Genomic DNA, 22,458 nt, shown 5'->3' with positions numbered 1-22,458 from the left:
GCGCACGGGGCAGGGACGACACTGAGAGTGTTGATGCGCCGTGCCTTAGACCGCCCGTTTACGACGCCCTTACCTGCCAGAATCGCAGCGTCCGCCGCGCATTCTCCGGCGTCATGTGCGCATAGTGGCCTTGCGCCCGCGCGAGATCCGCAGGCTTCATCGCGCCGGTCGCAAAACGGCTTTCGAGCACGGACACGGTCGTGTCCCAGCTGAGCTGCGCTGCCTTGCACGGCACCAGCAGGCCGTCGTCGCGCAGGCTCTGCATCAGCGGGCGAATGACTTCGACAGTCGATCCGGACATGGCTGCCAGGGCCGCGGCGGTCTCCTCGTAACGTCGCTGCTTGGCGAAGCCGAGCAACGTCGCCTCATTGAGCTGGCCGGTTGCCTTGAGCATTGCAATCGCGCGTTTGGCGCCTTCGAAATCGCGGACGCTCGACATCTCGCGCTCGACGCCGACGGCGATGGCCGCGATCGCGCTCTGGATTTCCTCGAACAGATGCGGCGGCGCGCGCGATAGCAGGCGGGCGCGCACGGCATCGGTCGCCGAGTGCAGCAAGCGGCGGCGGAGCTCCGACGGCAGGTCCACGCGGACGCCGACGCTGACGGCAAGCTCGGGATCCGACTCGGCTTGGGCGACCATCACGGCGAATCCGTTTCCGGAGACGCGCGCGCCGGGATTGGCGGCGAGCCTGCGGCTGACGCTGGGATAGCGGCGCGCCAGCAACGCGTCGGTGACGATCTCCTTCAGCCACCAGCGACCAGCGATCGCGAGCAGATGCGGCTCGCCTTTGGATGATGCGATCTTCACCAGCTCGCCGTCGTCGAGGCGGGCGGATTCCTGCAGCACGGGACCGGCGATGCGGATCTCGTCATTGCTGGCGAGGCGGCGGATCACCGAGGGCGGCGCCTGAGCCACCGGCGCCAGCTGCGCGCTGATCTCGGCGAGCGCGATGCGTGCGCCCATGTCGGCAAGCGCGCGCAGCTCGATGGTGCCGATCAGGCGATCGAGCACCTCATCGAACAACGCGATCTGTTCGTCGTCGAAACTGCCGGCGGAGGAGAGGAACAGGTCGGTGACGCGGCGGGCCGTTGCCAGGCCCTTTTCCGGCGAGCCCGCGCGAATCGCGGATTCGACCTCGTCGATGATCGATAGCCCGGCCGTGGACATGACGCGTTGCTCGTCCTGAGCGGTTACAGAAGCTTGTTCTAAGCAACCGCTATCATTAGAGGCGAGCACTGAAGGTTTGGTAAACCATGGGCTTGATGGTCTGCCTCTTCCGCATCCGCCAAGGCTTCGGCGGACAAGAGCGCGAGAGGTGAACTCCAGCAGCAGCTATTCCCCGTTCCACCCGCAGGCGCGCAGCTTCTCGTGCATATGGGGCGGGGCCGGCGCCACGACCCGGACGGGTTCCTTGTTCCGGGAGATCGGGATCACGATCTCGCGGGAATGTAGGTGCAGCTTCGGCTCGCCGAAGCGCGGGCCGTTGCCGTAAATGTTATCGCCGAAGATCGGCCAGCCGGTCGCGGCCGAATGCACCCGCAATTGATGGGTCCGCCCGGTCACCGGTTCCATTGCGAGCCAGGTCAGGCCGTCGCCGCCGCGGCCCATCACTTTCCAGTTGGTGATCGCCTTCTGTCCCTCGGGATCGGGCTTCTGCCACCAGCCGCGCTCGGCATTGAGCCGGCCGAGCGGCATGTCGATGATCCCTTCGTCCTCGGCCGGTCCGCCCTCGACCACGGTCCAGTAGGTCTTGCCGATCTTGCCGTGCTTGAAGAGGAGGCCGAGCGATGCGGTCGCCTTGCGATGGCGGCCGAGCACGAGGCAGCCGGAGGTGTCCTTGTCCAGCCGGTGGGCCAACACCGGCGGCCGCGGCAGGCCGAAACGCAATGCGTCGAACGAGGCCTCCAGATTGGCGCCGCCCTTGGGGCCGCGATGCACCGGCAGACCGGACGGCTTGTCGATGACCAGCATCAGCCCGTCGCGATGGAGCACGCGCGCCATGATCTCGTCGGCGGTCAATTGGGGAACATCGGGCAATTGCAGGACTTTCGGTCAAGACTTTCGTTTGGAGGCCGGAACGGCTAACACACCCCCGCCATGAACGATACCACGTCAGATCCCCCCAAGCTGAGCTGGTGGCGCCGCCTGTCCAACGGGCTGAAGCGCACCTCGTCCTCGCTCGGGACCGCGGTCGCCGACCTTGTGACCAAGCGCAAGCTCGATCGCGCCATGCTCGACGACATCGAGGACGTGCTATTGCGCGCCGATCTCGGCACCTCCGTCGCGGTCCGCATTGCCGATGCGGTCGGCACCGGCCGCTACGACAAGGCGATCTCGGCGGACGAGGTCAAGGATGTCGTCGCGACCGAGGTCGAGAAGGTGCTGGCGCCGGTGGCAAAGCCGCTCGAGATCGACACCGCCAAAAAGCCGTTCGTCATTCTCGTGGTCGGGGTCAACGGCTCCGGCAAGACCACCACCATCGGAAAGCTCTCGCAAAAATTCGCCTCCGAAGGGCGCAAGGTGATGCTGGCCGCCGGCGACACGTTTCGCGCGGCCGCGATCGAGCAGCTCAAGGTGTGGGGCGAGCGGACCAAGACACCCGTCATCGCCGGGGCGCAGGGCTCGGACTCCGCAAGCCTCGCCTTCAACGCGCTCACCGCGGCGAAGGAGCAGAATGTCGACGTGCTGCTGATCGACACCGCCGGGCGCTTGCAAAACAAGGCCGAGCTGATGAACGAGCTCGAAAAGGTCGTGCGCGTCATCCGCAAGGTGGATGCGACTGCGCCGCATGCGGTGCTGCTGGTGCTCGACGCGACCGTCGGCCAGAACGCGCTGTCGCAGGTCGAGGCCTTCCATCGCACCGCCGGGGTCACTGGCCTGGTGATGACCAAGCTCGACGGCACCGCGCGCGGCGGCATCCTGGTCGCGCTCGCGGAAAAATTCAAACTGCCGGTGCATTTCATCGGCGTCGGCGAAGGCGTCGACGATCTCGCGCCGTTCACCGCGCGCGATTTCGCCCGCGCCATTGCCGGAATCGAAAGCTAGAGCATGGACAAGACCCAGCCGCATCCGCTGTTCAAGCTTGCGACCGAGCTCGGTCCGCTGCTCGTGTTCTTCTTCGTCAACGCCAAGTTCAATCTGTTCGCCGCCACCGGCGCCTTCATGGTCGCGATCGCGGCGGCGATGGCGGCGTCCTATGTGGTGACGCGCCACATTCCGATCATGGCGATCGTCACAGGCGTGATCGTGCTGGTGTTCGGCACGCTGACGCTGGTGCTGCACGATGAGACCTTCATCAAGGTCAAGCCGACCATCATCTATGGCCTGTTCGCCGCGATCCTCGGCGGCGGCCTTTTGTTTGGCCGCTCCTTCATCGCCGTGATGTTCGACCAGATGTTCAATTTGACGCCGCAGGGCTGGCGCATCCTCACGCTGCGCTGGGCGCTGTTCTTCGCCGGCCTGGCGGTGCTGAACGAGATCGTCTGGCGCACGCAGAGCACGGACTTCTGGGTGAACTTCAAGGTGTTCGGCGTGACCCCGCTGACCATGATCTTCGCCATCGCCCAGATGCCGCTGACCAAGCGCTACCATCTCGAGCCGGTGTCGCTGGAGGCGAGCGAGGCCGAAGGGGGGGATGTCAGGAAGGGGTAGTCGGTCTCGTGTCCCGGACGCGCGAAGCGCGAGCCGGGACCCAGGCTCTCTCCAAACCGTCGTCGCGGTGACATTGGTCCCGGCTCTGCAGCGGTGCGCAGCGTCCGGGACGCGCGACCGTTCTACGACCCCGCCTTCAGCGCCTTCTCCATCTGCGGCAATAACACCTTCTGCAGATTGTCCGGCGTGACCGGACCGACCAGCTTGTAGACGATGGTGCCTTCGCGCCCGACGACGAAGGTCTCCGGTACGCCGTAGACGCCCCATTCGATCGAGGCCCGGCCGTTGGCATCCACGCCGACGCGGCCGAACGGGTTGCCGTAGCGCCCCAGGAAGCGGCGCGCATTGTCGGCCGCGTCCTTGTAATTGATGCCGACGAGCTGGAAACGCTTGTCCTTGGCGAGCTCGGTCAGGAGCGGGGCTTCGTCATGGCAAGGCACGCACCAGGACGCCCAGACATTGACGAGGCTGACCTTGCCCTTGAAGGCGGCCGGATCGAGCCCCGGCACGGGCGCATTGTCGGCCAGCAATCCCTCGAGCGGCGGCAGCAGCGTTTGCGGCGCCGGCCGCCCGATCAGCGCGGACGGAATTCGCGAGGGATCGCCGCTGCCGAGCCGGAACCAGAACAGCAGCGCAAGGGCAATGAAGGCGATCAGCGGCAGCACCATCAGGAAGGTGCGGCGCTGCGGCGCTGCGGGGGTCGATGGATCGCTCATGGGGCGTCCACCGCGCTGCGGCCGGAGCGGCGGGTGATGCCGCTGCGGTCGAGCTCGCGCAGGCGCTGCGTCTGGTTGCGATAATCGAGCACGATCCAGCCGACCAGGATCGCGACCACGACGGCCGCTGCGGCATAGGACGTCACGATGAAGGATGCATAAGGACCGAGCGACATGATCATGCGGCCCCGACTTCGTTCGACGCGTTTTGTCCGCGCGAACCGGAGCCCGCTTCGCTCGAGAACGCCGCGCGGCTCGCCTGCATCATTTGCAGGGAGCGGACCCGGCGGCGCAGGATTTCGTTGCGCATCGCCGCCAGATGCAGCGTGACGAACAGCAGCGTGAAGGCGATCGCCATCACCAGCAGCGGAATCAGGAACGATTTGTCGAGGGCCGATCCGCCGATGCGCATCACCGAGGCCGGCTGGTGCAGCGTGTTCCACCAGTCGACCGAGAACTTGATGATCGGCAAATTGATCGCGCCGACCAGGGTCAGCACCGCGGCGGCGCGAGCCGCGCGCGAAGGATCGTCGACCGCGCGCCACAGCGCCATCAGGCCGAGATACATCAGAAACAGGATCAGCACCGATGTGAGCCGCGCATCCCATTCCCAATAGGTGCCCCACATCGGCCGGCCCCACAGCGAGCCCGTGAGCAGCGCGAGGAAGGTGAAGGCGGCGCCGATCGGCGCTGCGGCTTTGGCGGCGACGTCGGCCAGCGGATGCCGCCACACCAGCGTGCCCAGCGAGGCGATGCTCATCACGGCCCAGACGAACATCGACAGCCACGCATTGGGCACGTGGATGAACATGATTTTGACGGTCGCTCCCTGCTGATAGTCGTCTGGCGCGTTGGCAGACTGGTAGAGGCCGATCGCGAGCATGATGACGGTCGCGGCCGCGAGCCACGGCAACACCCGCGCTGTTAGCGCGAGGAACCGGGTCGGGTTGGCGAGGTCGATCAGTGACATGGTACCCTGATAATCATCGGTGGCCGCTCAGGCAATCAGCACGAAAGTCCCGAGCGAAAGTTGATCGGGGTCAAGGCCCATCTCAATCAAGCCCATGCCGCAGGCTCGCTGCGGCTGCGAACGGGCCGACCACGAGGCTGACCAGGGACAGCGCGCACAGGATCGAGAACGGCGCACCGAACGTCATCGGGCCGACGATCACGGCCTGCGAGGCCGCCACGCCGAAAATCAGGACGGGAATCGACAGCGGCAGCACCAGCACCGCCATCAGCAGCCCGCCCCGGTGCAGCGTCACCGCCAGCGCCGCGCCGATCATGCCGGTGAAGGTCAGGGCCGGCGTGCCCGCCAGCAGCGTCAGCGCCACGGCGCTGGTCGCGACCATGTCGAGATTGAGCAAGAGGCCGAGCACAGGGGTTGCGACAATCAGCGGCAGGCCGGCGGCCAGCCAATGCGCCAGCGCCTTGGCGGCGCAGGCGAGTTCCAGCGGCGTCTGGCTCATCGTGATCAGGTCGAGCGAGCCGTCCTCGTGGTCGGCCATGAACAGCCGGTCGAGGGTGAGCAGGCTCGCCAGCAGCGCGCCGAGCCAGAGAATGGCCGGCCCCAGCCGCGACAGCAGCGCCAGATCCGGCCCGACCGCGAACGGCATCAGCACCACCACGGTCAGGAAGAACAGCACCCCGATCAGCGCCCCGCCACCAACCCGAAGCGCGATCCGGATGTCCCGGCGAATGAGGGCGGATAGGGCCGTCATGAAGTGGGGGCCCTTCCTGCGGAATAGGGTCGTCCAACGGCTTCGAGCCGCTTGGAAAGCTGAGGGTCCGCCGAAATCACGCCGCACCCCCGATCCGCAGCTCCCGCGATTCGATCCCGAGCGGGGCGTGCGTCGCGGCGATGATCAGGCCGCCGCGGGCGAGGTGCTCGCGCATCAGGCCGCCGAACATGTCCTGGCCGGCCACGTCGAGCGCATTGGTCGGCTCGTCCAGCAGCCAGACCGGGCGGCGGACCGTCAACAGGCGGGCCAGCGACAGCCGGCGGCGCTGGCCGGCGGACAGGAAGCCGGCGGGCAGATGGGTGGCATGGTCGAGCCCGACGGCGGCGAGACTTTTGGCCGCGTCAAGGCGCTCGCCGCCGAGAAAATCGGCCCAGAATGTCAGATTTTCCGCCACGCTGAGGGCCGGCTTCAGGGCATCGCGATGGCCGAGATAGTGGCACTGCTCGGGCAGGGTCAGCTCGGTATCGCCGCCCTCCAGCGCGATCCTGCCTCCCGCCGGCACGAGCAGCCCCGCGATCAGCCGCAGCAGCGAGGTCTTGCCCGATCCGTTGCGCCCGACGACCGCCACGGCTTCGCCGGCGACGGCTGCGAAATCGAGCCCGGCAAACACCTCGCGGCCGCCGCGCACGCAGGTGACCCCGCGCCCGGAGAGCTGCATCTCGCCTCGTTTCAAGTCACTCAATTCGAGGCCTCAGGAAAACTTGGGGTAGCGCATGGGAATTTTTGGCTCGCGATTGCTGCGGGCACGATTGTGGCTGTGGCGGCGCGGTTAGAAAGCTTCTATAAGCCCGGAACTACTTGATGCAGCAAGCCAACCCGCCCCTGGCAAGCGGCCCAGCCTGATACGCTGACGGTGTTAAAATACCCTGCCGGGTATAACTAACAATTGGGATCTCCTACATGACCTCGCTCGACAGCTTCAAATGCAAAAAGACTCTCAAGGTCGGCGCCAAGACCTATGTCTATTACAGCCTGCCCACGGCCGAGAAGAATGGTCTGAAGGGAATTTCCAAACTTCCCTATTCGATGAAGGTCCTGCTCGAGAACCTGCTGCGCAACGAGGACGGCCGTTCGGTCAAGAAAGAGGACATCGTCGCCGTCTCGAAATGGCTGCGCAAGAAATCGCTGGAGCATGAGATCGCCTTCCGCCCGGCGCGCGTCTTGATGCAGGACTTCACCGGCGTGCCCGCGGTGGTCGACCTCGCCGCGATGCGCAACGCGATGCAGAAGCTCGGCGGCGATGCCGAGAAGATCAATCCCTTGGTGCCGGTCGATCTCGTCATCGACCACTCCGTGATCGTGAACTTCTTCGGCGACAACAAGGCTTTCGGCAAGAACGTCACCGAGGAATACAAGCAGAACCAGGAGCGCTACGAGTTCCTGAAGTGGGGCCAGAAGGCGTTCTCGAACTTCTCCGTCGTGCCGCCCGGCACCGGCATCTGCCATCAGGTCAATCTCGAATATCTCTCCCAGACGGTCTGGACCAGGAAGGAGAAGATGACGGTCGGCAAGAAGACCGGCACCTTCGAGGTCGCTTACCCTGACTCGCTGGTCGGCACCGACTCTCACACCACCATGGTCAACGGTCTCGCCGTGCTCGGCTGGGGCGTCGGCGGCATCGAGGCGGAAGCCTGCATGCTCGGCCAACCGCTGTCGATGCTGCTGCCCAACGTCGTCGGCTTCAAGCTGAAGGGCGCGATGAAGGAAGGCGTCACCGCGACCGACCTCGTGCTCACCGTGACGCAGATGCTGCGCAAGCTCGGCGTTGTCGGCAAGTTCGTCGAGTTCTTCGGCCCCGGCCTCGACAATCTCTCCGTCGCCGACAAGGCGACCATCGCCAACATGGCGCCCGAATACGGCGCGACCTGCGGCTTCTTCCCGGTCGATGCCGCCGCGATCGATTACCTCAAGACCTCGGGCCGCGCAGCGCCGCGCGTTGCGCTGGTGCAGGCCTATGCCAAGGCGCAAGGGCTGTTCCGCACCGCCAAGTCGGCCGATCCGGTGTTCACGGAGACGTTGACGCTCGACCTCGCCGACGTCGTTCCCTCGATGGCCGGTCCGAAGCGTCCCGAAGGCCGCATCGCGCTGCCGTCGGTCGCCGAAGGCTTCTCGCTTGCGCTCGGCACCGAGTACAAGAAGGCCGAGGAGCCGAACAAGCGCTTTGCCGTCGAGGGCAAGGACTTCGAGATCGGCCATGGCGACGTCGTCATCGCCGCCATCACCTCCTGCACCAACACCTCGAACCCGAGCGTCTTGATCGGCGCCGGCCTGCTGGCGCGCAACGCCGCGGCGAAGGGCCTCAAGGCCAAGCCGTGGGTGAAGACCTCGCTCGCCCCGGGCAGCCAGGTCGTCGCGGGCTATCTGGCCGATTCCGGTCTGCAGAAGGATCTCGACAAGGTCGGCTTCAACCTGGTCGGCTTCGGCTGCACCACCTGCATCGGCAATTCCGGTCCGCTGCCTGAGGAGATCTCGAAGTCGATCAACGACAACGGCATCGTCGCGGCGGCCGTGCTCTCCGGCAACCGCAACTTCGAGGGCCGTGTCTCGCCGGACGTGCAGGCGAATTACCTGGCCTCGCCGCCGCTGGTCGTCGCCCACGCGCTCGCGGGCAGCGTCACCAAGAACCTCGCCACCGAGCCGCTCGGCGAGGGCAAGGACGGCAAGCCGGTGTACCTGAAGGACATCTGGCCGACGACGAAGGAGATCAACGCCTTCATGAAGAAGTTCGTGACCGCGTCGATCTTCAAGAAGAAGTATGCCGACGTGTTCAAGGGCGACACCAATTGGCGCAAGATCAAGACGGTCGAGAGCGAGACCTATCGCTGGAACATGTCTTCGACCTACGTGCAGAACCCGCCCTATTTCGACGGCATGAAGAAGGAGCCGGAGCCGGTCACCGATATCGTCGAGGCGCGCATCCTCGCCATGTTCGGCGACAAGATCACCACCGATCACATCTCGCCGGCCGGCTCGATCAAGCTCACCTCGCCCGCGGGCAAATATCTCAGCGAGCATCAGGTGCGTCCCGCCGACTTCAACCAATACGGCACGCGCCGCGGCAACCATGAAGTGATGATGCGCGGCACCTTCGCCAACATCCGCATCAAGAACTTCATGCTCAAGGGCGCCGACGGCAACATTCCGGAAGGCGGCCTCACCAAGCACTGGCCCGACGGCGAGCAGATGTCGATCTACGACGCCGCGATGAAGTACCAGCAGGAGCAGGTGCCGCTGGTGGTGTTCGCCGGCGCCGAATACGGCAACGGCTCCTCGCGCGACTGGGCTGCCAAGGGCACCCGTCTGCTCGGCGTGCGCGCCGTGATCTGCCAGAGCTTCGAGCGCATCCATCGCTCCAACCTGGTCGGCATGGGCGTGCTGCCGCTGACCTTCGAGGAAGGCACCTCCTGGTCATCGCTCGGCCTGAAGGGCGACGAGAAGGTCACGCTGCGCGGCCTCGTCGGCGACCTCAAGCCGCGCCAGAAGCTGACCGCGGAGATCGTCTCCGGCGACGGCTCGTTGCAGCGCGTTTCGCTGCTCTGCCGCATCGATACGCTGGACGAGCTCGACTACTACCGCAACGGCGGTATCCTGCACTACGTGCTGCGCAAGCTCGCGGCCTAAGCGCGGATTTGTGAACGGTGGCTCACTGCGAAGTGAGTAGAAGGTTAAATGAAGGCGGCCTATCACAAGGCCGCCTTCATGCGTTTGCGGCATGCTCCAGATGGGCCCGCCCGGCGGAAAAACCTTCCTTTGGACGGTTTGCCTGGACGGTCGAGTGTGCCGCGCCCCGTAAGACTACGGTGACCATCCGGCGATAAGATCTCCCTTCCCACGAGCAATGGTGTGCGGCGTTCGACATGACAACAATGACGGCTTCTCATCTGGTTTCACGTTGGTCCGGTGCCCTCTGGTCGGGCGCCCTCGGCATCTGTGCGATCGTCGCCGTCATCCGTCCCGCACAGGCTGATCCCCGCGCCGTTGTCGAATTGTTCACCTCGCAGGGCTGCTCCTCATGTCCGCCCGCCGACCAGATCATCGGCGATCTCTCCAAAGACCCGTCGATCATCGCGCTGAGCATGCCGATCGATTATTGGGACTATCTGGGCTGGAAGGACACGCTGGCGGATTCGCGCTTTTCTGCACGCCAGCGTGCCTATTCGCGCATGCGCGGCGACCGCGAGGTCTACACGCCGCAGGTCGTGGTCAACGGCTCGACCCACGTCATCGGCAGCGACCGTACCGGCATCGAGACTGCCATCGGCAAAGCTGACAAGGGCAAGGGCGTGATGAGCGTGCCGGTGACGATGTCGCTCGCGGGCAAGCAGATCAACGTGTCGGTGGCCGCGAGCAACGAGCCGGCAATCTCGCATGGCGAGGTCTGGATCTGTTCGATCGCCCGGTCGGTCCCGATCGCGATCACCCGCGGCGAGAATCGCGGGCAGCAAGTCACCTATCACAATGTGGTGCGCAACGTGCTCAAGGTCGGTGACTGGACCGGGCGTCCGGAAAGCTGGACGGTGCCGATCGAGAACCTCACGCGCGACGGCGTCGACGGCGCGGTGGTCTACGTCCAGGATGGCAGCCGGGAGAAGCCCGGCCCGATGCTGGGCGCGGCTTACACGTCGCTGCACTGAAGCGCGCGCGCTTCGAAACTTCCGACTCGAACGCACTCTCAACCCTCATGGTGAGGAGGCGCGTCAGCGCCGTCTCGAACCAGGCAGACCCCTGCTGGCGCGGCCGGGCCTTTCATCCTTCGAGACGCCGCGCAAGGGCGTGGCCTTCAGGATGTGAGAGTCTTCGCGCGGATGTTTGGAGAGACGGTCGGTCGGCGGCAGAAACATCCCGACACAAACAAAAAAGGACCAACTTGCGTTGGCCCTCCTTGTCGCGCGTACAGACCCGATCCTGTTCGACCCCGGGGGGCTGGGGGCTGAGGAATCCGGAACCGAAAGGACCGGGTCAACGCACGTGAGTCTTTTCGCAATGCAGGGCGGCAGTCGATGGGCGGAAAAGCGGCGAGACTATGATTCCTGCTAACGATCCCGTGACGGTTTGCCGCGAGGAAGTTCCACCCATGCGTGTGCCTTGATTCCGATAAGTTGAGCCAGCGAGTTCCATCAAGGGGCCTTGCGGCGGGGAACGGTTGGCGCAATCATATCACTGTCATGATGATCTGCGGTTCCGGGGACGGTCTTCGCGGACGCGGGTCATACCGTGCGATGAGGAAGCGCTCCATGAGTCTGTCGGAGGATGCCGATCCGAGCGAGCAGCGCGCGGCGGCGCGTCACGCCGCTGCGACGACGCAACCGAGCCGGGTGACGTTCAACCGGCTCGAGCTGCACCGTATTCTCAATCTCTACGGCCGCATGGTCGCCGACGGCGAGTGGCGCGACTATGCCATCGATTTCCTCAGGGATCGCGCCGTGTTCTCGGTCTATCGCCGTGCCTCGGAAGTGCCGATCTATCGCATCGAGAAGGATCCGCGGCTGGCGCGCAAGCAAGGCATGTACAGCGTGATCTCGGCGACGGGCCTGATCCTGCGCCGTGGCCACGAGCTGGAGCGCGTGCTGCTGGTGATCGATCGCAAATTGGCGGTGGTGTAGCGGCACGCACGGTGCCGGAGGGTGGCAAAGGCGCACTAGCAAATTGGCGGTGGTCTAACCTTACGATCGGTGCGGTAGGGTGGGCAAAGGCGCAACGCGCCGTGCCCACGACCTTTCTCCATCGCCACAGACCGTGGGCACGCTACGCTTTGCCCACCCTACGAGACCTATTTTGCCGGCACCGTCTTCGCGCCCTCGCCGAGGTCGCGCTGCATCATCACCGTATCCAGCCAGCGGCCGAATTTCAGCCCGACATTGGGATGCGTGCCGATCATCTTGAAGCCGCCCTTGGTGTGCACGCCGATCGAGCCGGCATTGGCGGAGTCGCCGATCACCGCGATCATCTGGCGAAAGCCGCGCGCCTCGCATTCGGCGACCAGCCGCTCCAGCAGCCTTGAGCCGACCCCGCGGCGGTGGAACGAGGGATCGAGATAGATCGAATTCTCGACCGTGAAGCGATAGGCCGGCCGCGGCCGGTAGGGGCCGGCATAGGCATAGCCGGCCACGCGGCCGTCGAGCATGGCGACGAAATAGGGATAGCCGCCGTCGACCAGCGCGCGATAGCGCCGCGTCATCTCCGAGAGGTCAGGTGGCTCCAGCTCGAACGTCGCGGTGCCCTCGCGGACGGCCTGCTGGTAGATGGCGGTGATGGCGGGAAGGTCGGCCTCGGTCGTGGGCCTGATGTCAGGTGCGGTCATGGGGGAAGATTAGAGCCTTCCCGCGGTGGCCGGAAGAGGCAACGGTGTTGCCATAGCCTCCGTCTTTGCGAGGAGCCCTTGCGACGAAGCAATCCAGAAATGCATCCGTGGAGGCACTCTGGATTGCTTCCGCCCTTCGCCAAGGCTGCGGCGGACAAGTCGCTCGCTCGCAATGACGGGGAGAGGCCACGCCACCCAAACAAAAACCCCGGCCTCTCGGCCGGGGTTCGTGTCCGTTCGCTCTGGTCTGGCGCTTAGTCGCGCTGACCGAGGAGCTGCAGCAGCAGCGTGAACAGGTTGATGAAGTTCAGGTACAGCGACAGTGCGCCGGTGATGGCCGCACGCTCTGCGATGTCACCGCCGGCCGAGGCGTAGCCGTAGATGTAGTCGTTCTTCAGCCGCTGGGTGTCCCAGGCGGTGAGGCCCGCGAATATCAGCACGCCGACCACCGACACGATGAACTGCAGCATCGAGCTCGCCAGGAACAGGTTCACCAGGCTCGCGATGATGATGCCGATCAGGCCCATGAACAGGAACGAGCCCATGCCGGTCAGGTCACGCTTGGTGGTGTAGCCGTAAAGGCTCAGCGCACCGAAGGTCGCCGCGGTGATGAAGAACACCCGCACGATCGAGGTGTGCGTGAACACCAGGAAGATCGACGACAGCGAGATGCCCATCAGCGCCGAGAACACCCAGAACAGGATCTGGGCGGTCGAGGGTGCGAGACGGTTGATGCCCGCCGAGATCACGAACACCATGGCGAGCGGCGCGAGCATGAATAGCCACTTCAGCGGGCTGACGAACATCGCGTAGCCGAACGGCGTCAGGAACAGCTTGCCGACGCGGACGGCGTCCGCCGTCGGAACGTCGGTCACGGCGGCCATGTAGACGCCGAGCGCGGCAAGGCCGGTGATGGCCAGGCCAATGCTCATGTAGTTGTAAATGCGCAGCATATAGGCGCGCAGGCCGGCATCGACCGTCGCGGCGTCAACACGCCCGGCGGCCCTGCCGAAAGGAGAAGCGTAGTTACGGTCTAGGTCCGACATGGTCGAATTCCCGTTGGTTGGTCCGGTCCGGCACGAGGGTCGCCATGCCGCCGGTTCGTCAAATTCTATCTCGGATACCGATGCCAACCGACTAAATTTTGGCTAACAATCGGGGCTCCGAACCCATTCGATATGTGGGAAACTAACACATTCGCTGCAACCTTCCACGCGCGGCTGAATGTCGCCCTTGGCGGCTATTATGACGCGAACCTGACGAGCAGTCGTGGTTAATCGCAGGAATCGTGCGATTTCGCACCCGCGCGGCCAGCCGCTACCATTTGTCACAAATTCCGCAACACCGTCGCGGGCTTTTTGTTCAATGCCAGCAGCGTGCCGGCAAGCCCGAGCCCGACGGTGACGACCAGGGCGGCCGCCACCACGCCGGCCGCGCTGCCGGCCTGCCAGACGAAGCTCAGCGTCATCAGCCGCGTCACGATCATCCAGGCTGCGACGCTGCCGGCGATCACGCCGAACAAGGCGGTGGCGAGCCCGATCAGGAGGTATTCGAGCGCATAGGCGCCGAGCAGCCGCAACCGCGTCGCGCCCAGCGTCTTCAGGATCACCGCATCGTAGACCCGGTGGCGATGGCCGGCGGCGAGCGCCCCGCCGAGCACCAGGATCGCCGAGATCAGGGTCACGGCGCTGGCGCCGCGAATCGCCAGCGCCAGATTGGTCACCACCGAGCCGACCGTCTGCATCACCTCGCGCACACGCACGCTCGTCACCATCGGATAGGCGTCGGCGACCTGCTTGATGATCTTGCCGTCGCCGGCCGCATTTCCGCCCGCTTCCGTCAGCGTCGCGATGTGGGTATGCGGCGCGCCCTTGAAGGCGTTCGGCGAGAACACGAGAACGAAGTTGATGCCGAGTCCCTGCCAGTCGATGGTGCGCAGATTGCCGATCCTGGCCGGAATGTCGCGGCCGAGCACGTTGACCACGATTTCGTCGCCGAGCTTGAGGCCCAATCCGTCGGCGATCTTCTTCTCCATCGAGACCAGCGGCGGGCCGGAATAGTCCGCGCTCCACCATTCGCCCTCGACCACCTTGGAGCCCTTCGGCAGCTCGCCGGTATAGGTCAGCCCGCGGTCGCTCTGCAGCACCCATTCGGAATCGGTGGTCGGCTTGAGGTCCTCGGCGCGAACGCCGCGCGCCGCGACGATGCGCCCGCGCAGCATCGGCACGTCCTCGACCTTCGCATCCGGCGCGATCTGGCGCAGATAGAGGTCGAACTGCTCGGCTTGTGCGCTTGGGATGTCGATGAAGAAGAACGACGGCGCCTGATCGGGCAGCGCTGCGAGAAACTGCCGGCGCAGATTGCCGTCGATCTGGGTGATGGTGACGAGCACCGCGAGCCCCAGGCCCAGCGACAGCACGACCGAGGGTGTCAGCGCGCCCGGCCGGTGGATGTTGGCGATCGCAAGCCGCAGCATCGGCAGCCGTGTCCGCGGCAGCCGCCGCGCGGTTCCCATCAGCAGGGCGGCGATGCCGCGCAGCAGGGCGAACACGACGACCGAGGCCGCCACGAACACCGCCGCGATGCGCTTATCGAACGACAGCCCGATCACGACCGCGATCAGCAGCGCGATCACGACACCCATGAACACGAGATAGCCCACGCGCGGCCGGTGCCATTCGGAGCTGATGGTGTCGCGGAACAGCGCGGCCACCGGCACGTCGTGCACTCGCCCGAGCGGCCACAGGCCGAAGGCGAGCGCGGTCAGGAGGCCATAGACGAAGGACAGCGCGAGCTCGTCGGCATGCACGGCCGGCACCACCGGTAGCGGCAATAGCTTGCCGAACAGGCCGACGATGGCGAAGGGCATGGCGGCGCCGAGCGCAAGGCCGATCATCGAGCCGATGCCTGCGAGCAAGAGAACCTGCGCAAGATAGATGCCGAACACGTCGCGCCCGGTAGCGCCGACGGCCTTGAGCGCCGCGATCACCTCGAGCCGGCGGTCGATATGGCTCTTCACGGCATTGGCGACGCCGACACCTCCGACCAGCAGTGCGGCGAGGCCGACCAGGGTCAGGAACTGGGTGAAGCGGTTGATGTTGCGCTCGAGCTGCGGCGACGCGTTGGAGCGGCTGCGGATCTCCCAGCCGGCCTGCGGCGCGGCATTGCGCGCATCCGCGATAAAGGTTTCGGTGGCGCGCTCATTGTTCGCGGCATCGGGCAGCTTCACCCGGTAGACCCAGCGCACCAAACTGCCGGGCTGGATCAGGCCGGTGGCCCGCAGGCCCGCCTCGCTGATCAGGAAGCGCGGGCCGAAGCCGATGCCGCCGGCGAGCTTGTCGGGCTCGGCTTCGACGGTCGAGCGGATCTGGAAGGTCGCGGAGCCGATGGTGACGCGATCGCCGGTCTTCAGCGACAGCCGCGCCAGCAGCGTCGGATCGGCGGCCGCGCCGAATGCGCCGTCGCGCTCCGCGAGCAGATCGGGCATCGCCAGCTGCGGCGCCAGCGTCAGCTGACCCAGCATCGGATAGGTGTCGTCGACCGCTTTCATCTCGACCAAAGCGAGCTGGCCATCGGCCGCGCGCGCCATGCCGCGCAAGGTGGCGGCGGTCGACACGGTGCCGCGCGAGCGCAGGAAGGCGACTTCCTCAGGTTTCGCCTCGCGCTGGAACAGCACGAAGGAGACGTCGCCGCCGAGCAGCGTGCGGCCCTCGCGCGCAAGGCCGTCGGAGAGGCTGGCCGAGACCGAGCCGACGCCGGCGATGGCCATCACGCCGAGCGCGATGCAGGCGATGAAGACGTAGAAGCCGCGCAGGCCCCCGCGCAATTCGCGCAGCGCATAACGCAGCGACAGCGCAACGCCGCCCGGCTTCACGAAAGATTCGGCCACCGCGCTCATGCCGGCGCAGACTGCGTGTCGATGCGGCCCGAGCGCAGGCGGATCACGCGATCGCAGCGATGCGCGAGTGAGGAATCATGCGTGACCAGCACCAAGGTCATGCCGCGTTCGGCATGCTTGCTGAACAGCAGATCGACGATCTGCTTTCCCGTCGCCTCATCCAGATTGCCGGTCGGCTCGTCCGCGACGAGGATGGCGGGATCGGGCGCCAGCGCGCGGGCCAGCGCAACCCGCTGCTGCTCGCCGCCGGAAAGCTGCGTCGGGTAATGATGCAGGCGATCGCCGAGCCCGACCGATTGCAGCTCCTGCGCCGCGCGCTTTGCTGCATCCGGATTGCCGGCGAGTTCGAGCGGCACGGCGACGTTCTCCAGCGCCGTCATGGTCGGGATCAGATGGAAGGACTGGAAGACGATGCCGACCTGGCGGCCGCGGAAGCGGGCCAGCGCGTCCTCGTCGAGGGCATTGAAAGGCGTGCCTGAGACCACCACCTCTCCGCTATCAGGACGCTCCAGCCCCGCCATCACCATCAGCAGCGTGGATTTGCCCGAGCCTGACGGGCCGATCAGGCCGATCGCCTCGCCCGAGGCAACCCGCAAGCTGATATCCTTGAGGATGTGAACGCGTGCCGCGCCGGTCCCCAATGAGAGGTTGACGTTGGAGATGGCGATGGTGTCCGCGGCAGCGGCGAGCGAAGAGGTTTCGATGCGAGTGTCCATGGTCCGGTCATATGGCAACTCCGATAGCGCGGTCGAGAGGCGTTACGGATTGTTCATGCACATAGCCGTGTTGATGCTCGCTTTGATGACGATTGCGACAAGCGCGTTGGCCCAAGCACAGCCGGCGGCCAAGCCGATCAAGCTGGTGGTTCTCGGCGATTCCTTAAGTGCCGGCCTCGGCCTCCCGGCCCAGCAGGCGTTCCCCCAAAAGCTTCAAAAAGCCTTGCAGGCCAAAGGCATAGCGGTCGACATGACCAATGCCGGGGTGTCCGGCGACACTGCTTCCGGCGGCCGCGATCGGCTCGACTGGTCGGTGCCTGAGGGAACCGAGGGCGTCATCGTCGAGCTCGGCGCCAACGATGCGCTGCGCGGCATCGATCCCGGTTTGACGCGCGCCGCGCTCACCGACATCATCCAGCGGCTCAAGGCGCGCAAGATCGCGGTGATGCTCTGCGGCATGCTGGCGCCGCCGAACTACGGCGCCGATTACGCCGCGCGCTTCAATTCGATTTATCCGGAGCTTGCGAAAACATTCGACGTGCCGCTCTATCCATTCTTCCTCGACGCCGTCGCCGCCGATGCCAAGCTCAACCAGGCCGACGGCATTCATCCGACCGCGGCCGGCGTCGACATCATCGTTGGCAACATCATGCCCACGGTGGAGGCATTCATTGGCACGATCGTTGGGCAGCGGCGTTGAAATGCAGGCAGCGCCAACCCTCATACCCAGGGTTTTCCCGGGGTAAGGCGGGCCAAGCTTCGCAGAGTCACACAAACGCGATAGGAATCAGGGTACCGGTGATTCGTCGCCGGCTCTAATTTGGATATGATCCTGCTCAGGGATCGTACCCAAGCATCGGGAGTGCGAAACGATGCCGCGTTTGTTCACGGGTCTGGAAATTCCGGCCGAGATCGGCCAGTCGCTTTCCAACTTGAGGGGTGGCCTTCCCGGCGCCCGGTGGATCGATCCCGAAAATTATCACGTCACCTTGCGCTTCATCGGCGATATCGACGGCGTGTCCGCCAACGAGATCGCCTCGATGCTGTTTCGCGTCGACCGCAAGCCGTTCGAGGTGAAGGTGCAGGGGCTGACGAGTTTCGGCGGCCGCAAGCCGCGCGCAGTCGTTGCGACCATCGCGCCGAGCAAGCCGCTGATGGAATTGCAGGCCGAGCTCGAGCGCATGATGCAGCGGATCGGTCTCAACCCCGAGGGGCGCAAATTCATTCCGCATGTGACGCTCGCCCGGCTGCACGATGCCTCCGATCGCGACGTCGCCGATTATCTCTCGCTGCGCGGCTATTTCCCGAGCAAGGCGTTCATGGCGGAGCGGTTTGTCTTGTTCTCGTCGCGTGCGTCGACGGGCGGCGGGCCGTATGTGGTCGAGGACGCCTACGAGCTGTGTGAGTAGCACCGCTCTCGTGCCCCGGCCGCAGAGCCGGGGCCCAGTGCTCCACGATGAACGAAATTTGCCGCTGAGCGAAACGGTGGGTCCCGGCTCTGCACGGCGTCACACCGGACGATGCTTCGCATCGCCGGGAGTGCCGCAGCGCGTCCGGGACACGGAACGCATAGCGCCCTGCACCAATTCCCGGCTTGCAATTTCCGCCCGTCTCTGGCGGTAAAGGGCCATGCTCTCGACCCCCAGTTCCCCATTCAGCGAGGCCTATCAGGCCGAGATCGCCTCCGGCGCGATCGAGCCCGACGCGGCGCAGGCCGAGGTCGCCGAGGCCTATGCGGCGCTCGACCAGCGGCTCGCGAGCTATACGCCGCAGCGCAAGCAGGGCCTGCTCGCGCGCCTGTTCAGCAGCGACAAGGACGAGGCCCCGCGCGGGCTCTACATCCATGGCGAGGTCGGCCGCGGCAAGACCATGCTGATGGATTTGTTCTTCCAGCACTCGACCGTCGAGCACAAGCGGCGCGCGCATTTCCACGAATTCATGGCGGACGTGCATGAGCGCATCTACGACTATCGCCAGGGCATCGCGCGCGGCGAGATCGCCGACGGCGACGTCATCGCGCTGACCGCGAATGCGATCTTCGAGGAGAGCTGGCTGCTCTGCTTCGACGAATTCCACGTCACCGACATCGCGGACGCGATGATCCTGGGACGCCTGTTCGCCAAATTGTTCGAGCTCGGCACCGTCGTGGTCGCGACCTCCAACGTCGCCCCCGACGATCTCTACAAGGGCGGCCTCAACCGTTCGCTGTTCCTGCCGTTCATCAAGCAGATCACCGACCATATGGACGTCGCGCGGCTCGATGCGCGCACCGACTTTCGGCTGGAGAAGTTGCAGGGCGTGCCGATGTGGCTGACGCCGGCCGATGGCGATGCGGACGCCGCGCTCGACCGCGCCTGGTCGAAAATGACCGGCAACGCCAAATGCAAGTCGCGCGATATTTCGGTCAAGGGTCGCATCCTGCACGTGCCGTGCTCGGCACATGGCGTGGCGCGGTTTCCCTTCTCCGACCTCTGCGAGAAGCCGCTCGGCGCATCGGATTACCTCAGGCTGGCGCACGACTATCACACTATCCTGGTCGACCATATTCCAGTGATGGACTTCGCCCAGCGCAACGCCGCCAAGCGCTTCATCACGCTGATCGACACGCTCTATGACAATGCCGTGAAGCTGATGGCTTCGGCCGACGCCAACCCGATCTCGCTCTACCTCGCCCATGAGGGCGTTGAGGCCATGGAGTTCAAGCGGACGGCCTCGCGCCTGATCGAGATGAGCTCGGAATCCTATCTGGCGCTGGCTCACGGCCGCAAGGATTCCACCGCAAGCGGCTCCACCAAGGGTCTGGTGGAGACTTAAGTCCTATTCTCCGATGCTTCCATTCCGGGGCGCGCGAAGCGCGAACCCGGAATCTCGCGGTCCCAATCTCGAGATTCCGGGTTCGCCCGCGCAGTGGCGCGGGCGCCCATGAATGACGGCTTTGGGTTGCTGGCCGGAAACGCGGCAAGCCCGACAAATGGGCATCCACCGACTTGAACGGGGAAGGCGAAAGGGATAACCACCCTCTCAGTTTTCCCCTCCTTACGTGTCTAAAGGACAGGCTCACATGGCGCGCGACAAGATTGCTTTGATTGGCTCCGGTCAGATCGGTGGAACGCTGGCTCACCTCATCGGCCTGAAAGAACTGGGCGACGTCGTGATGTTCGACATCGCCGAGGGGGTGCCGCAGGGCAAGGCGCTCGACATCGCGCAGTCCTCGCCGGTCGACGGATTTGACGCGCATTACACCGGCGCGAATTCCTATGAGGCGCTCGACAACGCCAAAGTCTGCATCGTCACCGCCGGCGTGCCGCGCAAGCCCGGCATGAGCCGTGACGACCTTCTCTCCATCAACCTCAAGGTCATGGAGCAGGTCGGTGCCGGCATCAAGAAATACGCGCCCGACGCGTTCGTCATCTGCATCACCAACCCGCTCGACGCGATGGTCTGGGCGCTGCAGAAGGCTTCCGGTCTGCCGCACAAGAAGGTCGTCGGCATGGCCGGCGTGCTGGATTCGGCCCGCTTCCGCTACTTCCTGGCCGATGAGTTCAACGTCTCGGTGGAAGACGTCACCGCCTTCGTGCTCGGCGGCCATGGCGACACCATGGTGCCGCTGGTGAAGTACTCCACCGTCGCCGGCATTCCGCTGCCCGATCTCGTCAAGATGGGCTGGACCTCGCAGGCGCGCCTCGACGAGATCGTCGACCGCACCCGCAACGGCGGCGCCGAGATCGTCAATCTGCTCAAGACCGGCTCGGCCTTCTACGCGCCGGCCGCGTCCGCGATCGCGATGGCCGAGAGCTATCTGCGTGACAAGAAGCGCGTGCTGCCGTCGGCCGCCTACCTGAACGGCGAATACGGCGTGAAGGACATGTATGTCGGTGTGCCCGTCGTGATCGGCTCCAAGGGCGTCGAGCGCGTCGTCGAGATCGAGCTCGCCGGCAAGGACCGCGAGGCCTTCGACAAGTCGGTCGGCGCCGTACAGGGCCTGGTCGATGCCTGCAAGAAGATCGCCCCCGATCTTCTCGGCCGCTAAGGCGCAACCAATCCCGCCGAAGATCGAAACCCGGTCTTCGGCGGTTTCATTTCCGGGGCCCGGTTGTCCGGGCGGGGCTCCGGGTTCGGCAGTCCAGAGATCGAGTCAAAGAATCCGGGTTGCAGTTCCTGTGGTATATGGTATGCCAGCCACAAGACTGAGGTGGGCCCTAGAGGTCACCGCCCGCGGGTTCAGGGAGCGACCAAATGAATATCCATGAATATCAGGCCAAAGCGCTGCTGAATGAGTTCGGCGTGCCGATCTCCAAGGGCGTGCCGGTCCTCAAAGCCACTGACGCGGAAGCCGCCGCCAAGGCGCTGCCCGGCCCGGTCTATGTGGTGAAGAGCCAGATCCATGCCGGCGGCCGCGGCAAGGGCAAGTTCAAGGAGGCCTCGGCCGGCGACAAGGGCGGTGTCCGCATCGCCAAGTCGGCTGCGGAAGTCTCCGAATTCGCCAAACAGATGCTGGGCGCAACCCTCGTGACCGTGCAGACCGGCCCCGCCGGCAAGCAGGTCAACCGCCTCTACATCGAGGACGGCTCCGACATCGACAAGGAATTCTACCTCTCGATCCTGGTCGACCGCGAAACCTCGCGCGTGTCGTTCGTGGTGTCGACCGAAGGCGGCGTCAACATCGAGGACGTCGCGCACAACACGCCCGAGAAGATCGTGACCTTCTCGGTCGATCCCGCCACCGGTGTCATGGGCCATCACGGCCGCACAGTCGCCAATGCGCTCAAGCTCTCCGGTGACCTTGCCAAGCAGGCGGAAAAGCTCACCGCGCAACTCTACGCGGCCTTCGTCGCCAAGGACATGTCGATGCTGGAGATCAACCCGCTGGTCGTGACCAAGCAGGGCCAGCTCCGCGTGCTCGACGCAAAAGTGTCGTTCGACGACAACGCGCTGTTCCGTCATCCTGAGGTGCTCGCGCTGCGCGATGAGACCGAGGAAGACGCCAAGGAAATCGAGGCGTCGAAGCACGACCTCAACTACGTCACGCTCGATGGCAATATCGGCTGCATGGTCAACGGCGCCGGCCTTGCCATGGCGACGATGGACATCATCAAGCTCTACGGCATGTCGCCCGCCAACTTCCTCGACGTCGGCGGCAGCGCCAGCAAGGAGAAGGTGGCAGCCGCCTTCAAGATCATCACCGCCGATCCCAACGTGAAGGGCATCCTGGTCAACATCTTCGGCGGCATCATGAAGTGCGACGTGATCGCCGAGGGCGTCACGGCCGCCGTGCGCGAAGTGGGCCTCAGCGTGCCGCTGGTGGTCCGCCTCGAAGGTACCAATGTCGAGCTCGGCAAGAAGATCATCCGTGAATCCGGACTGAACGTGGTGCCCGCCGACAATCTCGACGACGCCGCGCAGAAGATCGTGAAGGCCGTCAAGGGAGGCTAA

Annotated in this window: 21 protein-coding genes; 10 read left to right on the top strand and 11 right to left on the bottom strand. The window is 65.1% G+C overall.

Annotated features, from left to right (window positions below; genetic code table 11):
* Positions 1-58 precede the first annotated feature (58 nt).
* Both IVA79_RS29950 and IVA79_RS29945 read right to left on the bottom strand, forming a co-directional pair.
* Entirely contained in the window at positions 59-1,168 is a 1,110-nt protein-coding gene (locus IVA79_RS29950) for a DUF2336 domain-containing protein (protein WP_247559877.1), read from the bottom strand.
* Positions 1,169-1,333: 165 nt separating this feature from the next.
* Positions 1,334-2,002, bottom strand: coding sequence for an RNA pseudouridine synthase (locus tag IVA79_RS29945; RefSeq protein ID WP_346658212.1), 669 nt, complete (start codon positions 2,000-2,002; stop codon positions 1,334-1,336).
* A gap of 96 nt (positions 2,003-2,098) precedes the next feature.
* On the opposite strand from IVA79_RS29945, the gene ftsY reads away from it, so the two are divergent.
* Positions 2,099-3,046 (top strand): signal recognition particle-docking protein FtsY, encoded by a 948-nt coding sequence (ftsY, locus tag IVA79_RS29940; protein ID WP_247559872.1) that lies wholly within the window; start codon positions 2,099-2,101, stop codon positions 3,044-3,046.
* Between the two features lie 3 nt (positions 3,047-3,049).
* Positions 3,050-3,652, top strand: coding sequence for a septation protein A (locus IVA79_RS29935; RefSeq protein WP_247559870.1), 603 nt, complete (start codon positions 3,050-3,052; stop codon positions 3,650-3,652).
* Between the two features lie 122 nt (positions 3,653-3,774).
* Here IVA79_RS29935 and IVA79_RS29930 read toward each other — a convergent pair whose 3' ends face one another.
* The 5 genes from IVA79_RS29930 to ccmA all read right to left on the bottom strand — a co-directional run bounded on the left by IVA79_RS29930 (position 3,775) and on the right by ccmA (position 6,768).
* A complete protein-coding gene (locus IVA79_RS29930) occupies positions 3,775-4,368 on the bottom strand; it encodes a DsbE family thiol:disulfide interchange protein (protein ID WP_247559867.1) in 594 nt (197 codons plus the stop codon).
* Entirely contained in the window at positions 4,365-4,550 is a 186-nt protein-coding gene (gene ccmD / locus IVA79_RS29925) for a heme exporter protein CcmD (protein WP_247559865.1), read from the bottom strand. Before ccmD ends, IVA79_RS29930 begins: the two co-directional genes overlap by 4 nt.
* Positions 4,547-5,338, bottom strand: a complete 792-nt coding sequence (locus IVA79_RS29920) for a heme ABC transporter permease (RefSeq protein ID WP_247559863.1) — start codon at positions 5,336-5,338, stop codon at positions 4,547-4,549. The genes ccmD and IVA79_RS29920 overlap by 4 nt, the downstream gene beginning before the upstream one ends.
* 82 nt (positions 5,339-5,420) lie before the next feature.
* Positions 5,421-6,089, bottom strand: a complete 669-nt coding sequence (ccmB, locus tag IVA79_RS29915; RefSeq protein WP_247559861.1) for a heme exporter protein CcmB — start codon at positions 6,087-6,089, stop codon at positions 5,421-5,423.
* Positions 6,090-6,165: 76 nt separating this feature from the next.
* The gene (gene ccmA / locus IVA79_RS29910; RefSeq protein ID WP_247559967.1) at positions 6,166-6,768 is read right to left on the bottom strand and encodes a heme ABC exporter ATP-binding protein CcmA; all 603 of its coding nucleotides are present in this window, start codon (positions 6,766-6,768) and stop codon (positions 6,166-6,168) included.
* A gap of 242 nt (positions 6,769-7,010) precedes the next feature.
* Here ccmA and acnA point away from each other — a divergent pair, with 242 nt between their 5' ends.
* The 3 genes from acnA (at position 7,011) to IVA79_RS29895 (ending at position 11,713) form a co-directional block, all read left to right on the top strand.
* Complete coding sequence (gene acnA / locus IVA79_RS29905) at positions 7,011-9,731, top strand: aconitate hydratase AcnA (protein WP_247559859.1); 2,721 nt, start codon at positions 7,011-7,013, stop codon at positions 9,729-9,731.
* A 236-nt stretch (positions 9,732-9,967) separates the two neighbouring features.
* On the top strand, positions 9,968-10,744 hold the full coding sequence (locus IVA79_RS29900) for a DUF1223 domain-containing protein (RefSeq protein WP_247559857.1): 777 nt from the start codon (positions 9,968-9,970) through the stop codon (positions 10,742-10,744).
* Between the two features lie 600 nt (positions 10,745-11,344).
* Positions 11,345-11,713, top strand: coding sequence for a DUF2794 domain-containing protein (locus IVA79_RS29895; RefSeq protein ID WP_247559855.1), 369 nt, complete (start codon positions 11,345-11,347; stop codon positions 11,711-11,713).
* 167 nt (positions 11,714-11,880) lie between these two features.
* Here IVA79_RS29895 and IVA79_RS29890 read toward each other — a convergent pair whose 3' ends face one another.
* The 4 genes from IVA79_RS29890 to IVA79_RS29875 all read right to left on the bottom strand — a co-directional run bounded on the left by IVA79_RS29890 (position 11,881) and on the right by IVA79_RS29875 (position 17,025).
* The gene (locus tag IVA79_RS29890) at positions 11,881-12,411 is read right to left on the bottom strand and encodes a GNAT family N-acetyltransferase (protein WP_247559853.1); all 531 of its coding nucleotides are present in this window, start codon (positions 12,409-12,411) and stop codon (positions 11,881-11,883) included.
* Between the two features lie 254 nt (positions 12,412-12,665).
* Positions 12,666-13,457 (bottom strand): Bax inhibitor-1/YccA family protein, encoded by a 792-nt coding sequence (locus tag IVA79_RS29885; protein WP_247559851.1) that lies wholly within the window; start codon positions 13,455-13,457, stop codon positions 12,666-12,668.
* A gap of 281 nt (positions 13,458-13,738) precedes the next feature.
* Positions 13,739-16,309, bottom strand: a complete 2,571-nt coding sequence (locus tag IVA79_RS29880; protein ID WP_247559849.1) for an FtsX-like permease family protein — start codon at positions 16,307-16,309, stop codon at positions 13,739-13,741.
* Positions 16,306-17,025: an ABC transporter ATP-binding protein gene (locus tag IVA79_RS29875; RefSeq protein WP_247559847.1), complete on the bottom strand. Its 720-nt coding sequence runs from the start codon at positions 17,023-17,025 to the stop codon at positions 16,306-16,308. Before IVA79_RS29875 ends, IVA79_RS29880 begins: the two co-directional genes overlap by 4 nt.
* Positions 17,026-17,080: 55 nt before the next feature.
* On the opposite strand from IVA79_RS29875, the gene IVA79_RS29870 reads away from it, so the two are divergent.
* The 5 genes from IVA79_RS29870 (at position 17,081) to sucC (ending at position 22,458) form a co-directional block, all read left to right on the top strand.
* Positions 17,081-17,725 (top strand): arylesterase, encoded by a 645-nt coding sequence (locus IVA79_RS29870; protein ID WP_247559845.1) that lies wholly within the window; start codon positions 17,081-17,083, stop codon positions 17,723-17,725.
* 172 nt (positions 17,726-17,897) lie between these two features.
* Positions 17,898-18,434, top strand: a complete 537-nt coding sequence (thpR, locus tag IVA79_RS29865; protein WP_247559843.1) for an RNA 2',3'-cyclic phosphodiesterase — start codon at positions 17,898-17,900, stop codon at positions 18,432-18,434.
* 220 nt (positions 18,435-18,654) lie between these two features.
* Entirely contained in the window at positions 18,655-19,839 is a 1,185-nt protein-coding gene (gene zapE, locus IVA79_RS29860) for a cell division protein ZapE (RefSeq protein ID WP_247559841.1), read from the top strand.
* Positions 19,840-20,086: 247 nt separating this feature from the next.
* A complete protein-coding gene (gene mdh, locus IVA79_RS29855; protein ID WP_008145224.1) occupies positions 20,087-21,055 on the top strand; it encodes a malate dehydrogenase in 969 nt (322 codons plus the stop codon).
* Between the two features lie 206 nt (positions 21,056-21,261).
* Positions 21,262-22,458, top strand: coding sequence for an ADP-forming succinate--CoA ligase subunit beta (sucC, locus tag IVA79_RS29850; RefSeq protein ID WP_247559839.1), 1,197 nt, complete (start codon positions 21,262-21,264; stop codon positions 22,456-22,458).

This window comes from Bradyrhizobium sp. 138, assembly GCF_023074075.1.
Lineage (GTDB): Bacteria > Pseudomonadota > Alphaproteobacteria > Rhizobiales > Xanthobacteraceae > Bradyrhizobium.
This window is presented reverse-complemented; position numbering and strand designations above follow the sequence as displayed.

Excerpts from the sequence above, each read along its gene's own strand:
- IVA79_RS29885 (WP_247559851.1), bottom strand. The coding sequence starts at position 13,457 with ATGTCGGACCTAGACCGTAACTACGCTTCTCCTTTCGGCAGGGCCGCC.
- IVA79_RS29875 (WP_247559847.1), bottom strand. The coding sequence starts at position 17,025 with ATGGACACTCGCATCGAAACCTCTTCGCTCGCCGCTGCCGCGGACACC.
- sucC (WP_247559839.1), top strand. The coding sequence starts at position 21,262 with ATGAATATCCATGAATATCAGGCCAAAGCGCTGCTGAATGAGTTCGGC.
- IVA79_RS29880 (WP_247559849.1), bottom strand. The coding sequence starts at position 16,309 with ATGAGCGCGGTGGCCGAATCTTTCGTGAAGCCGGGCGGCGTTGCGCTG.
- mdh (WP_008145224.1), top strand. The coding sequence starts at position 20,087 with ATGGCGCGCGACAAGATTGCTTTGATTGGCTCCGGTCAGATCGGTGGA.
- IVA79_RS29920 (WP_247559863.1), bottom strand. The coding sequence starts at position 5,338 with ATGTCACTGATCGACCTCGCCAACCCGACCCGGTTCCTCGCGCTAACA.
- IVA79_RS29950 (WP_247559877.1), bottom strand. The coding sequence starts at position 1,168 with ATGTCCACGGCCGGGCTATCGATCATCGACGAGGTCGAATCCGCGATT.
- IVA79_RS29930 (WP_247559867.1), bottom strand. The coding sequence starts at position 4,368 with ATGAGCGATCCATCGACCCCCGCAGCGCCGCAGCGCCGCACCTTCCTG.
- ccmA (WP_247559967.1), bottom strand. The coding sequence starts at position 6,768 with ATGCAGCTCTCCGGGCGCGGGGTCACCTGCGTGCGCGGCGGCCGCGAG.
- IVA79_RS29900 (WP_247559857.1), top strand. The coding sequence starts at position 9,968 with ATGACAACAATGACGGCTTCTCATCTGGTTTCACGTTGGTCCGGTGCC.
- acnA (WP_247559859.1), top strand. The coding sequence starts at position 7,011 with ATGACCTCGCTCGACAGCTTCAAATGCAAAAAGACTCTCAAGGTCGGC.
- ccmB (WP_247559861.1), bottom strand. The coding sequence starts at position 6,089 with ATGACGGCCCTATCCGCCCTCATTCGCCGGGACATCCGGATCGCGCTT.
- IVA79_RS29890 (WP_247559853.1), bottom strand. The coding sequence starts at position 12,411 with ATGACCGCACCTGACATCAGGCCCACGACCGAGGCCGACCTTCCCGCC.
- IVA79_RS29935 (WP_247559870.1), top strand. The coding sequence starts at position 3,050 with ATGGACAAGACCCAGCCGCATCCGCTGTTCAAGCTTGCGACCGAGCTC.
- thpR (WP_247559843.1), top strand. The coding sequence starts at position 17,898 with ATGCCGCGTTTGTTCACGGGTCTGGAAATTCCGGCCGAGATCGGCCAG.
- IVA79_RS29945 (WP_346658212.1), bottom strand. The coding sequence starts at position 2,002 with ATGGCGCGCGTGCTCCATCGCGACGGGCTGATGCTGGTCATCGACAAG.
- IVA79_RS29895 (WP_247559855.1), top strand. The coding sequence starts at position 11,345 with ATGAGTCTGTCGGAGGATGCCGATCCGAGCGAGCAGCGCGCGGCGGCG.
- ftsY (WP_247559872.1), top strand. The coding sequence starts at position 2,099 with ATGAACGATACCACGTCAGATCCCCCCAAGCTGAGCTGGTGGCGCCGC.
- zapE (WP_247559841.1), top strand. The coding sequence starts at position 18,655 with ATGCTCTCGACCCCCAGTTCCCCATTCAGCGAGGCCTATCAGGCCGAG.
- IVA79_RS29870 (WP_247559845.1), top strand. The coding sequence starts at position 17,081 with ATGCACATAGCCGTGTTGATGCTCGCTTTGATGACGATTGCGACAAGC.
- ccmD (WP_247559865.1), bottom strand. The coding sequence starts at position 4,550 with ATGATCATGTCGCTCGGTCCTTATGCATCCTTCATCGTGACGTCCTAT.